General features: G+C 64.1%; 13 protein-coding genes and 1 pseudogene. 12 read left to right on the forward strand and 2 right to left on the reverse strand.

Translation table 11 applies throughout. The features are described from left to right. Positions 1-50 precede the first annotated feature (50 nt). The 10 genes from EGM87_RS05575 (at position 51) to EGM87_RS05620 (ending at position 9,284) form a co-directional block, all read left to right on the forward strand. Entirely contained in the window at positions 51-572 is a 522-nt protein-coding gene (locus EGM87_RS05575; RefSeq protein ID WP_044662283.1) for a VOC family protein, read from the forward strand. Further along, positions 569-1,333 carry a tyrosine-protein phosphatase gene (locus tag EGM87_RS05580; protein ID WP_044662284.1) on the forward strand — a complete coding sequence of 255 codons (765 nt, stop codon included), beginning with the start codon at positions 569-571 and terminating at the stop codon, positions 1,331-1,333. Before EGM87_RS05575 ends, EGM87_RS05580 begins: the two co-directional genes overlap by 4 nt. Further along, the gene (locus tag EGM87_RS05585; RefSeq protein ID WP_235600750.1) at positions 1,320-2,633 is read left to right on the forward strand and encodes a DUF1214 domain-containing protein; all 1,314 of its coding nucleotides are present in this window, start codon (positions 1,320-1,322) and stop codon (positions 2,631-2,633) included. The genes EGM87_RS05580 and EGM87_RS05585 overlap by 14 nt, the downstream gene beginning before the upstream one ends. 11 nt (positions 2,634-2,644) lie before the next feature. Continuing rightward, positions 2,645-3,100 carry a nuclear transport factor 2 family protein gene (locus EGM87_RS05590; RefSeq protein ID WP_044662285.1) on the forward strand — a complete coding sequence of 152 codons (456 nt, stop codon included), beginning with the start codon at positions 2,645-2,647 and terminating at the stop codon, positions 3,098-3,100. A 60-nt stretch (positions 3,101-3,160) separates the two neighbouring features. Then, a complete protein-coding gene (locus EGM87_RS05595; RefSeq protein ID WP_044662286.1) occupies positions 3,161-4,243 on the forward strand; it encodes a TIGR03857 family LLM class F420-dependent oxidoreductase in 1,083 nt (360 codons plus the stop codon). Between the two features lie 2 nt (positions 4,244-4,245). Beyond that, positions 4,246-5,376 (forward strand): phosphotransferase family protein, encoded by a 1,131-nt coding sequence (locus EGM87_RS05600; RefSeq protein ID WP_044662287.1) that lies wholly within the window; start codon positions 4,246-4,248, stop codon positions 5,374-5,376. 124 nt (positions 5,377-5,500) lie between these two features. Continuing rightward, positions 5,501-6,688, forward strand: coding sequence for a sulfotransferase family protein (locus EGM87_RS05605; RefSeq protein WP_044662288.1), 1,188 nt, complete (start codon positions 5,501-5,503; stop codon positions 6,686-6,688). A 24-nt stretch (positions 6,689-6,712) separates the two neighbouring features. Beyond that, entirely contained in the window at positions 6,713-7,489 is a 777-nt protein-coding gene (locus EGM87_RS05610; RefSeq protein WP_044662289.1) for an SDR family NAD(P)-dependent oxidoreductase, read from the forward strand. Then, positions 7,486-8,754: a hypothetical protein gene (locus EGM87_RS05615; RefSeq protein ID WP_044662290.1), complete on the forward strand. Its 1,269-nt coding sequence runs from the start codon at positions 7,486-7,488 to the stop codon at positions 8,752-8,754. The genes EGM87_RS05610 and EGM87_RS05615 overlap by 4 nt, the downstream gene beginning before the upstream one ends. Beyond that, positions 8,751-9,284 carry a VOC family protein gene (locus EGM87_RS05620; RefSeq protein WP_044662291.1) on the forward strand — a complete coding sequence of 178 codons (534 nt, stop codon included), beginning with the start codon at positions 8,751-8,753 and terminating at the stop codon, positions 9,282-9,284. The genes EGM87_RS05615 and EGM87_RS05620 overlap by 4 nt, the downstream gene beginning before the upstream one ends. A 15-nt stretch (positions 9,285-9,299) precedes the next feature. Here EGM87_RS05620 and EGM87_RS05625 read toward each other — a convergent pair whose 3' ends face one another. Then, positions 9,300-9,929: a TetR family transcriptional regulator gene (locus EGM87_RS05625; RefSeq protein WP_044662292.1), complete on the reverse strand. Its 630-nt coding sequence runs from the start codon at positions 9,927-9,929 to the stop codon at positions 9,300-9,302. A 70-nt stretch (positions 9,930-9,999) separates the two neighbouring features. Further along, on the reverse strand, positions 10,000-10,272 hold the full coding sequence (locus tag EGM87_RS05630; RefSeq protein ID WP_044662293.1) for a PRC-barrel domain-containing protein: 273 nt from the start codon (positions 10,270-10,272) through the stop codon (positions 10,000-10,002). A gap of 145 nt (positions 10,273-10,417) precedes the next feature. Between EGM87_RS05630 and EGM87_RS05635 the strand changes: the two genes are divergently transcribed. Together EGM87_RS05635 and EGM87_RS05640 are read left to right on the forward strand one after the other, a co-directional pair. Next, on the forward strand, positions 10,418-11,746 hold the full coding sequence (locus EGM87_RS05635) for a spinster family MFS transporter (protein WP_044663148.1): 1,329 nt from the start codon (positions 10,418-10,420) through the stop codon (positions 11,744-11,746). 115 nt (positions 11,747-11,861) lie between these two features. After that, positions 11,862-12,341, forward strand: a pseudogene (locus tag EGM87_RS05640) (NAD(P)-binding domain-containing protein); the annotation flags it as partial. Between the last annotated feature and the right edge of the window lie 9 nt (positions 12,342-12,350).

A 12,350-nucleotide genomic window follows, 5' to 3' on the forward strand; every position in this document is an offset into this window, starting at 1 on the left:
GCCGCGCCGGGCTTTTACGGCCTGACTGTCGATATTAGCAGGAGATATGCATGTTCGCCCGGCCCAACAGCCAGCATTGCCAGGTCGCCTATGTCACCAACGATCTCGACGCGGCGATGGCCGCGCTCAAGGACGCTTATGGCACGCCCGGCTTCTTCGAATTATCGAACATCCAGCCCGGCGAAGATCCGACCGGCAAGCCGGTGCTCAAGATCGCGCTGGCGGTGGTCGGCGGCGTCGAGGTCGAACTGATCGAGCCGGTGGGCGACACGGCCCCCTTGTTCAGCGATTTTCTGCCCGAGGGCGACGATCTGGCCATTCGCTTTCATCATGTCGCGACCCGGATCGACGGACCGCTTGCCCATTGGGACGCCCATGTCGCTTCGCTCGACCTCATGCGGCACCCGGTCGTGTTCGAAGGCGCGCTGGGCGACGCGCTGCGCTATATCTACACCGACGAGCGCGCGACGCTGGGCCATTATGTCGAGCATGTCTGGATGGCGCCCGACCTTCTGGCGCAGATGCGTGCCGTCATCCCTACCTATCCGCCCGTTGAAGGACTGACTGCATGACCATCGCCCTGTCCCGCCTCAATTTCCGCGACATAGGCGGCCTGCCGACCGCGGGTGGAGGGCAGGTCCGGTCCGGCATCCTGTTCCGCTCCGAAGGGCCGGCGAGTTTCTTCGAGGATCATCATGCGGAGCTGTCGGAGCTGGGCTTCCGCTCGGTGGCGGACCTCCGATCGACGATCGAAAGGGACGCGGCGCCGCATGGCTGGTGCGGCCCGGACTGCCGGATTCTCGACCTCGACATGAACACCGACCTGCGCGCGCAGGGGGAGGACATGTGGCTGTCGCTCGGTCGCGAGCCGACCGCCGCGCGCGCCATCGAGGTTATGTCGCATAATTACGGTCTCATGCCGCAGGCCTTTCTGCCGCATCTGTCGCGGATGGTCGATGCGCTGCTGGCGCAGGACACGCCGATGCTGGTCCATTGTACCGCCGGCAAGGATCGAACCGGCGTCGTCGTCGCCCTGTTCCTCGACCTGCTCGCCGTGCCGCGTCCCGTGATCATGGAGGATTATCGCAAATCCGATATATTCGGCCAGAATCTGCGCGTGTCGGGTCATCTCAAGCGCGATCTGCAAAAGACCTTCGGCTTCGTGCCGCCCGACGACATGGTGGCCATCCTGATCGGCGTACAGGATGATTTCCTTCTGAGCGCGCTCGATATGGTCGCGACGCGATGGGGCGGGATTGAAGGGTATTTCGAGGCGGCAGGCGTCGACGCGGAGCGGCGTACTGCGCTGAGGCAATTGCTTGCCACAGACTAGGCGGGAAATCTGCGCGGGCGTGCCGACCGTCCTCGCCGGGCTTCTGCTGCCGGGCGGGATCGCCGGTGCCTCCGTCGTCAACCGGAAGACTATGGTGGAGAATGAGATGAGCGACAACGGCATTTTCGAATGGGAAGATCTGCTCGACCAGCTTCGTCCACTGGGCCAGTTGATGCGCGATCGTATCCCGGAAAGGCTGCGCAGCGATCCCCGCGTCATGCAGGAATCGATGCGGCTGTTGCTGTCGGGCGTGCTGCGCACGACCAATGACGCGATCATGCATGATCGCAGTCACCCGATCTTCGTGCCCGAACTCAATATCTGCCAGAATATCTTTCAGCCCAATGCGGACACCATCTACAAGGCGGCGTTGATCGAAAAGGGCGGGACCTATCGCATCCGGGGGGATCGCGGCACGACGCGGATGATGATCCTGGCGCAGCTCGGCCCGGACACGCTGCGCACCGGGCAGCATCATCCCGCGCAGGATGCAAATGATTTCAACGACCTGCATATCGGTGCCGACGGAACCTTCGATGTCATCCTCTCGCCGACCCGGCCTACCGGCTATGAGGGCGACTGGTGGGAACTGAAACCCGCGACCGAGAAGCTGATGGTGCGGATCGTCGCCTGCGACTGGGGCGTCGAGCGCGAGCCGCGCTTCGGCATCGTGCGTTTGGACGCCGATCGCGCCGCCAAGGGGCGCCCCACGCTGGCGCAACTGGCGCACCGTTTCGCCGAGATTCCGGCCACGGCGACCGTCTGCGCTCTGGCCTTTCCCGACAAGGTGCAGAAGTTGCGCGACGAAGGGCTGATCAATATGCTGAAAGTCGTCGACTTCTCGCAGATGACCGGTCTTGCCCGGCAGTCCTATTATGAGGGCGCCTACGAGCTGGCTGATGACGAGGCGCTGATTACCGAGGTGCAGATCCCGAAGGAAGTCGACTACTGGTCGCTGATCCTGACCAACGAACTTTATGAGACGACCGACTGGTATCATAACCAGTCCAGTCTCAACGCGGCGCAGGCCGTGCTCGACGGCGACGGCTATTTCCGCGCCGTCATTTCCGCGCGCGACCCGGGCGTCCACAACTGGCTCGACACGTCGGGCTATGCCAGCGGCGCGGTGCAGGGGCGCTGGTTCAACACCGACGAGCGGCCCACGCCGACGACGAAGAAGGTCAAGCTGGCCGACGTGCGCAGCCATCTACCCGCTGACACCGTGCTGGTGACACCGGATGCGCGCGCGCAAGCGATCCGCGAACGTACGCTCCGCGCGCACACGCGTATCATCTGGTGATGGAGGATTAAATGAGCGACGATCTGGCCAGGCTGCTCGACTATGAGGCGATCCGCAACGTGAAGGCGCGCTATTGCCGCTTTCTCGACACGAAGGACTGGGACGGCTTTCTCTCCCTGTTCACGCCCGATGCGGTGCTGGATGTCGAGGAGGATACCGGCAACCCGCCGATGAGCGGACATGCCGCCATATTGGAGCAGGTGCGCTCTGCGGTCATCGATGCGCGGTCGGCGCATCAGATCCACTCGTCGGAGATCGACCTGCGCGGCGATGAGGCGGACATGATCACGGCGATGCAGGACCGGGTGGTCTGGGCGCCGGGCAAATGCCCTATCCCCGGCGGCCAGTCGATCACCGGTTTCGGCCATTATACCGAACGCTATGTGCGTCGGGACGGACAGTGGAAAATCGCGGCGCTCAAGCTCACCCGCCTCTATGTCGAGGTGCATCCCGGACCTGCCGTTTGACAGGTTGCCAATGCTCCTCCCAACGGCAATGCAGTGGCATATATTTGAGAGGACAAGGGAATGACGGAAGCGGTGGAACCGGGCGCACGGGCACTTTTCGATAAGTTCGGCACCTATATCCTGCCCGGCCGCGTGAACGATCCGCGTCGCGGCATCGACGAAGCGAAGGAAGCGGAGCGCATCGGCCTTGGTTGCGTGTGGATTTCCGAACGCTATGCGCTCAAGGAGCCGGCGGTGCTGGCGGGCGCGGTGGCCGAGGCCACGTCGAAGATTCGCATCACCGGCACCATGTATGCGACGATGCGCCATCCGCTCGTCACCGCCAGCGTTGCCGACATGATGCAGGCGATGAGCGGGGATCGGTTCCGCCTGATGTTCGCGCGGGCCGTGCCGGCCTATATGAAAATGCTCGGTTCGCCGCCGATCACCATGGAACGGCTGGCCGATCTGATCTCGATCTGTCGGCGTCTCTGGGCGGGCGAGAAGATCAATTATGAGGGCGTGCTGGGCAAATTCCCCGCCATCAGCCTCACCGATCGTCATGGCGGCACGCCGCCGCCGATCATCTTTACCGCGATCGGTCCCAAGAGCCTGGAATTTGCCGGCGAACATTGCGACGGCGTGCTGCTGCATCCCTTCGTGTCGGCGCAGGGGGTGAAGAACAGCGCGAAGATTGTCCGCGACGCGGCCGAAAAGGCCGGCCGTGATCCCATGTCCGTGCGCATCTATCACAATATCATCGTCGCCCCGGACCTGCCCAAGGAGGAGGAGGAGGCCGTCGTCGGCGGCCGCGCCATCACTTATTTCGAACTGCCCGGCTTTGGCGACCTGATCGTCGACATCAATGGATGGGACAAGAAGGTGCTGGAGGATATCCGCGCCCATCCCAAAATCGCCGGCCTCAACGGCAAGCCGGCGGATCAGGCCTATACACGGCAGGAACTGGTCGATGTGAGCCGCCTCATTCCGCAGCAATGGCTGGATGAAGGCGCCGCGGTGGGGACCGCAGCCCAGTGCGCCGACCAGTTAATGGCCTATCTGGACGCCGGCGCCGATGAAATTCTGCTCCATGGTTCGTCGCCCAAGGATATGGGGCCGCTCACCATCGAACTGAAGCGCGCCCTGGCAGCGAAGGGGCTGTAATCATGGAATTGCTGACCCCCGATCGAATCACCGTCCAGCTGCAGGACTGGCTGGCGGGCGAAAAGCCCGAATGGCGCGACATCCGCGTTCGCCCGCTCGATGTGACGCTGGGCGCTGGCTTTTCGGCCGACATCTTCTTCGTCGACGTCGACTATGTCGATCCAGCTGGTCCCCAGAGCCAGACGCTCGTGGTCCGCCGTCAGCCGATGGATCTGGAAGTGGTGTTCGGCAGCAGCCTGGCGCTGCAGGGCAAGATGATGGCGGCGCTCGATGCGCGCGGCGACCTGCCCGTGCCGCCCTGGATCGGCATGCATCTCGATCCGGATATTCTCGGCCTGCCTTTCCTCGTGATGGGTAAGGTCGATGGGGAATGCGCCAAGCAGAAGCCCAACTATAATCTGGAGGGCTGGCTGGTCGAGATGAGCCCCGCGCAGCGACGGCAAAGCTTCACGAACGCCATCAACGCCTTTGCCAGCCTGGCGAAGATCGACTGGCGCGATGGCTTTGAATTTCTCGCCCAGCCTGAAAATGGGCAGCCAGGGCTTGATCAATATGTCGGTGCCCTCGAAGCGTGGCACAAGGCGGCCGGCCGGGGCCGCGCCATGCCCATCGTGGATGCAGCCATGGCCTATGTGCGCGCCAACATGCCGGCCGATGCGGGGGTGAATGTGCTGTGGGGCGATCCCACACCATCGAACGTGATGTTTTCCGCCGATGGTCAGGTCAACGCGCTGATCGACTGGGAACTCGCGGCGCTGGGACCTGCCGAGCTTGACCTCGCCTGGTGGCTCTATTTCGACGATCTGTTCGGCCGTCGCTTCGGCATCACCCGGCTGGAAGGCCTGCCGACCAAGGACGAGACGATCGCCATCTGGGAAGCGGCAAGCGGCCAGAAGGCCGGGCATCTCGATTATTATGACATCGTTGCGGCGCTCCGTATGGCGCTGGTCGCCGTGGGCGCCTTCGACCGGCAGGTCGGCATCGGCAATATCCCCGGGACCAACAAATCGCTCAACGACAATTTCATGACCCTGTATCTGGCTGAAAAGCTGGGGCTGCCTATCCCCGAACTCGGACCGGATTTCGTAGCCTTCATGAAGAATCTGACGCCGGTGGAAGACAAGACGGCCTAAAACCGGGCCGCTGCGTGTAAAAGCGAATTGCCCGCTTGACCGATGCCTCAATCAATAAATATACAGTGTGGAATAATAAAATGGAGAGGTGAGTCATGCGGCAGCGGCCGGTCGAAGGGCATTCATGAAAAGCGCTGTCGCAGAGCGCGCGCCGCTTTCCGCCGATGCACTGATCGCGGAAGCGCGCGCCGTGACCGGACTGTCGGACTTCGGGCCGGATATGTCCTTCATGACCGGCTTTCGCCGTCTGGTCGATGCAGTCGAGGCGATGGACCCGCCCGCCCAGTTGCGCGAGACCGCGCATCACAAAATCGTCGGCCTGCTCGCGACCCGGCTGCGCTTCGCCGAAGACGAACGGCTGCATCCGGACATCGTCGCGCAGGATGTGGGCGACCCGCTGATCGTCTGCGGCCTGCCGCGCACCGGAACAACGATTACCTACGATCTGCTTTGCCTCGATCCGGCGGCCCGGGCGCCGCGCGAATGGGAATGGTATATCCCCTGGCCGGCCCCGGAAATATCCAGTTTCGACAGCGATCCGCGCATCGCGCAGGTGCAGGCCGTCTATGAAAACTGGTTGAAACATGCGCCGCAACTGGCTGACATCCAGCGGATGGACTGCACCCAGCCGGGCGAGTGCAATCATGGCATGATGCTGCATTTCGCCAGCACAAATTTCCCGGCCGAACTGGGGGTTCCTGCCTTCGCCCGATGGCTGCAGGACATTGTGCCGGAAGGGCAATATCGCACCCACAAGCGGATGCTCCAGCATTTCCAGTGGAAAGGCCCCAGGGGCCGCTGGACGCTGAAATCGCCGCAGCATCTCATGGACCTGCCGGGTCTGGTGGAGGCCTATCCGGGCGCGATGCTGGTGTGGACGCATCGCGATCCGGTGCTGACCCTCTCGTCGCTATCGAGCATGATCGCCGGCTTCCTGGCGGCTGTGGGCGGCGCCAATGATCTTCAGGCGATCGGCCGGTCGGTGGTCGACACCTGGTGCGCGGCGATGGCGCGGGCGACGCAAGCGCGCGCAAGCGATTCCGCGATCGAGGGCCGCATTATCGACCTCGCCCATCGGGATATCGTCGCCGATCCGATGGCGACAATCGGACGCATCTACGACCGCTTCGGCCTGCCCTTCACCGAGACGCATCGCGCGCGCATCGCCGCTTTTCTGGCCGATAACCCCGCCGCCAGCCGCCTCGGCAAGCACAGGCACAGCCCCGGCCAGTTCGGCATCGATCCGGACGAGGTGCACGAGCGGCTCGCCGGCTATTATACGCGCTACGGCCATCTGTTCGACCGCGCCTGACCCCGATCTTCTGGAGTATCCAGCATGAGTGTTCTCGACCGTTTCCGCCTCGATGGGCGCACCGCCATCCTGACCGGGGTAGGGCCGGGCGTGGGCGAACATATCGCCAAGGCCTATGCTGAATTGGGCGCCAATGTGGTCCTCTCCGCCCGCTCGCAGGATCGGCTCGACCGTATCGCGGCAGAGATTAACGCGGCCGACGGCGGCCGGGCGATCGCCATCGCCGCCGACGCGGGCGAGAAGGCCGATCTTGAACGGCTGGTGGCGGGCGCGCGCGCCGCCTTCGGTCCCATCCATATCGTGTTCAACAATGCGGCGGCGGGCGTGGTCTATGCCGCAGACGGCGGGCTCTGGGCGAACACGGACGACGTCTGGAAGACGGCGATGGACGTCAACGTCATGGCGACCTGGCGTCTGACCGAACTGACAGAGGCCGATATGAAGGCGCATGGCAAGGGCAGCATCATTTCGGTCCAGAGCTGCGGCGGCTTCACGCCGATTCCGCCCGCCGTCGCCTATGGCGTGTCGAAGGCGGCGCTGCTTTTCCTGGTGCGCGAGCTGGCCAAGACGCAGGCGCCACACACCAGGATCAACTGCCTGTGCGTCGGATCGATGAGCCCGGACGGGCAGGAGGCCGCCATCCACAAGGGGCTGGGTCTTGCCGAGCGCAACGCGATCAAGCGCTTCGGTGCAGCGGACGAAGCGGTCGGCGCGGCGGTATTGCTGGCGGGAGACGGCTCCAGCTATACGACCGGCAGCACCATCTTCACCGAAGGCGGCCGGGTGGGGACGATTTCATGACCGTCAACCCTCTCTGGACCGACGATCAGGCAGCGGCGGAAAAGCTGGCGCTGCGCCTCCTCGAACGGGCCGACATCCGTGCCGCACGCGAAGAAGCGCGCCTCATGCTGCTCGCCGACTCGCTCGCGGGCACGCTCGATGGACGGCTGGGGCTGGATCGGGCGCTGGATCAGTGGGTGCTGGGACTGGCCATGCGCGAAGCCAATGGCGATCCCGCCGATCCCAGGGTCGTCTGGAATATCAGCAACGCCCCGCGGCGCTGGTTCGGCCACATCTATCCGGGCGCGGCGGTGGCGATAGACAATCCCGACAATTTCAACCGCGAAATTCCGATCGATGGCGATGGGCACTATGCTGTCGACATCCGCTTTTCCGCCGATCCACCGCAGTTCAGCATCGTTGCCGAGGTGGAGCCGGCGCATCATGCGGGACTTGGCCGCAATCTGGGAGCGCTGACGCTTCAGCAACTTCTGCCGTTCTGCGATGCCGACGGGCAGGTGACTGTGACGGTCGGCCCGCAGGAGGGCGGCGCGACCCATTTACGGACCGAGCCGGGCGCGCGGATTCAGGTCTATATCCGCGACAGTCAGCGCGACTGGCGGCAGGTGCCGGCACAGGTCAGCGTCCGTCGCGTCGATCCGCCATCCGGCCACCGCCCGCGCGACGAGGAGGAGATCGCCCGGACCGTCGTCGCCGACCTGCCAGCCTGGGTCGCCTTCTGGTCGGGGTTCAAGAATGATTTTCTCGGTCATCCCGAACCCAACCGGCTCATCGGACCCAATGGCCGCGACGGGGGCTGGGGCTATCTGGCTGGCGGGCGTTTCGCCCTTGGAGAAGGGCAGGGGTTGCTGGTGACGATCGATCCGGCGGGCAGCTATTATACCGGCATCCAGATTGCCGATCCGTGGACCATCTCCCCCGATCCGATGCTGCGCCTGGTCAGCCTCAACAGCGCTCAGGTCACGCCAGCGGCCGATGGCATGATCAGCTATGTGGTGGCGGGCGTCGATCCGGGCATCGCCAACTGGATCGATACGGCAGGCCTCGAAGAAGGCTGGGTGCTGCTGCGCTGGCAGGGCGTACCCGACGGCGCCGATCCTGCCTGCTTCATCCGCGACGTGCGCGTCGTCGATCTGGCGGCCATCGACCGCGAGGTGGACGCGAGGGTTCCCCGCGTCGATCTAGCCGCGCGGGGGCAGCAGTTGCGCGACCGCGCGCGTCAGCATGACCTGCGGACCCACGCCGCGACCTGGGGAGATGCATGATGCAGCCCAAGGGCTCTATACTGGAATTGTGTCAGGTGGTCCGCGACATGGAGCGCGCCTTGGATCACTGGACACGGGTCATGGGCGCGGGGCCGTTTTTCGTCTTCGACGTGCCCGTGCTGCCGGGCCAGATCTATCGCGGCGCGCCGACGCAGGTGGCGCTGAAGGTCGCGTTCGGCTTTTCCGGCGGACTGCTGATCGAACTGCTCCAGCAGACCAATGACGGGCCTTCGGTCTTCACCGAAATGCTCGACCGTCATGGCGAGGGCTATCATCATGTCATGCTGCGCATCCCCTATGATGACGGCGTGGAGCGGCTGTCCAGCGAAGGCTATGCCATGGCCTTCAGCGGCCAGATGCCGTCGGGCGAACGTTTCGCGCTGTTCGATACCCGCGCAGGCAATGGCGGCTATGTCGAACTCATGGAGATTTCGCCCGCGATGGAGGCGTCGCTCCACCGGATGCACGCCGCCCATTGCACATGGGACGGGATCGACCGCCCCATCCGGTCCATCGCCGAGCTCGGCTGAATCCGAGGCTGGAGCTCAGGCCGCTTCCGCGATGGCACGGATCGCGGTCAGCAGCATGTCGGTCGCGCGGGTGAGGGCGGCTTCCACGACATTGCGCTGCATCGCCAGCCGGTCGTCATTGTCGTCCAGGCTTTCCGCCACGACGACATTGCCCAGCACGATGACCGAGAAGATCACGAGCACCTCTTCGCTTTGTCGGCGCGACAGCCCGGCCTCTTCCAACGCGGTGAAGATGGCGCGCCGGATCGCCAAGGCATTGGGCAACTCCAGCCGATTGGCGCTGCGCGACAGGATAAAGGCGGCGGACCCGGGAAAATCCCTGTAGGCCATATGGACCGCGCGGGCGATGCTGCGCAGGCGGCTTTCCCAGTCGGGCGCCGACAAATCGGGCATCCGGCCGCGCAATATCTCGTCGGTCAGCAGGGCGAGCATCGCCTCTTTGTCGCGGACATGGTGGTAGAGCAGGCGTGGCGACACGCCCAGACGCTGTGCGACCGGGCGGATATTGAGCGCGTCGATCCCGCCCGACCGGGCCATGTCCAGCAACGTTGCGACCAGCCTCGCGCGGTCAAGCGCAGGCCCTTCGCATTGCGGCGGTCGGCCGCGCCGCGAAATCCGTGCAAGCGGTTGCTGGTCTGCCCTCATGCGTCTGCTTTAAGCGCAGGAACGGCACTGGTCCATGCCCCACGGTGCCGCAAGACCGTGGAGCAAGAGATTACAGCTTCTTCAGTTCGGCATTCGACAGGCTGGTCGTCACGCCCTTCTCACCCGCGCTCAGCGTGGCGGCGGGGATGGCGATGAACTTGCCGCGATAGATAACGCGAATGGCAGATACGGCGCCGTCGGCAGCCGTCAGCACGCGATCGACCTTGCCGATCTTGGTGCCGTCTGCGGAGTAGATCGTCTCGTTGCGATCCACCGCAGGCGCCTGGGCAAAAGCAGGTGCGGTCAGGCCCAGAGCGGCGAGCGCGATGATGATCGTCTTCATATGCTGAGATTCCTTTGTCGAAGATGACGATCTGTTGGCGCAGTCCCAAGATGGTTTCAAGGGAAAATCGATACACATCGAAAAGAATCTGTTCTATCTGTCCCATATGGAAAATGAAAGCTGCCGGATGGTGGGGGGAGAGGCAATGAAGGGCGCAGGCGGGTTTCGGCTCCACGACAAATGGTTCCTGCTGCTGCTGGGCGCGATCTACATGTTCAATTTCATCGATCGCACGATCATCGCCGTAGTTGGCGAGGCGATTCGTCACGACCTGCGCCTGAGCGATCTCCAACTCGGTATGCTCGGTGGGCTCGCCTTCTCGATCTTCTATGCCGTGCTGGGTATCCCGCTGGCGCGACTCGCCGAACGCTACAGCCGGGTGCGGATCATTGCCATGGTGACGATGCTCTGGTCGCTGATGACGGCGTTGTCCGGTGCGGCGGCAAGCTATGTCCAGCTCCTGCTCTGCCGCATGGGCGTCGGCGTCGGCGAAGCCGGCTTCACACCGGCGCTCGTTTCGATGATTTCCGATCGGTTCGATGCCGGGCGCCGGGCGGTGGTCTTTTCGCTGATTGCGATGGGGGTGCCCCTGGGCGGCGCCATCGCTGCGATTGCGGGCGGCGCGGTGGCGCAGGCATTTGGTTGGCGGCTTGCGCTCGTGGCGGTTGGCGCGCCCGGCCTGTTGCTGGCGCTGCTACTGCTTGCGACCATTCCCGAACCTGAACGGAAGGATGCCGGGCAGAGTGCGGATACGCCCCCCTTCGCCATGGTGCTTCGGCGGCTCGCCCGTTCGCCTTCCTTCCTGCACCTGACCTTTGGCAGCGGCTTCGTCGGGCTGGTGGGGTTCGGCACCAACCTGTTCCTCATTCCCTTGTTGGTTCGCCGCTTCGATCTCCCGCTGGCGCAGGCGGGTCTGGTGTTCGCGCTGTCGTTCAGTCTCGCGACGATGGTGGGACAAGTCAGCGGCGGTTATCTGATCGGCCGGCTGATCCGGCGGGATATACGCTGGGGCGGCTGGGCGCCCGCGATCGCGGTGGGGCTGGCTCTGCCATTCTATCTGCTGGCGATCCATCAATCCGACTGGTGGTGGCTGGTCGCCTTTCTCTTCGTCGCGACGACCTTGCTCTATGCGTTCACGCCCGCGATCATGACCATCACGCAGTCACTGGTTGAACCCCGTATGCGGGCGTCCGCCGCCGCGCTTCACTCCTTCGGCCAGACCGTCGCCGGGCTGGGGTTGGGATCGGTTGTGCTGGGCTATCTCAGCGATCGCCTCGCTGTCTTTCTCTATAAGGGCAATTATGCCGCAGACTGCCTCGTCTCGGGCAAGGCATCGCTGCCAGCCGCTTGTCTCTCGGCATCGGCAAGCGGCCTGCAACTGAGTATGCAATTGTCGGCATCTGTGCTCCTGATCGCGGTTATCCATTATAGCCTGGCTGCGAAAAATCTGCCGCTGGAGGCAAATGCATCGTGAAGGACGGGAAAGCTGTCGACGTTCGGCCACGAAGCGCCGGATGGGATGACGCCGCGGCCCCGGCCATGCCATCCTTGCGGCCTGGCTATGACAGGACCGCGAGCAAGCGGCAGAAAGGAAGATGAGGATGGGAAGAGCAGGGGTTATCGGCCTGGGGCAGATCGGCGCGGGCGTCGCCATATGCCTCGCGCGGACACAGCAATTGGCTGCGGTCTATGACATTCGCGCCGATGCTGCTGACGCGCTGGAGGGCGTGCCGCCCGTCGTCGCTAGCCCGGCGGAGCTGGCCGCGCAGTCCGACGTCGTCATCATCGCCGTCGTCAACGCAAAACAGACGATCGATGTGCTGTCAGGCCCCGACGGCGTGCTTGCGCGCGCGCGGCCGGGCATGATCGTGGTGCTGGTCGCGACCGTCTCGATCGAGGATCTGGACGCCATTCGCGTCCTGACCGACGCGGCGGGCGTGGAACTGGTCGATTGCGGCGTGACGGGTGGCCCCAAATCCCGCGAGCATGGCCTCGTTTGCCTCGTCGGCGGTACGGATGAAACAATCGCAAAGGTGCGTCCGGTTCTGGACGGCTTTGCCAAGCTGGTGGCGCATATG

This window comes from Sphingobium sp. RSMS, from assembly GCF_005406185.4.
GTDB lineage: Bacteria > Pseudomonadota > Alphaproteobacteria > Sphingomonadales > Sphingomonadaceae > Sphingobium > Sphingobium fuliginis.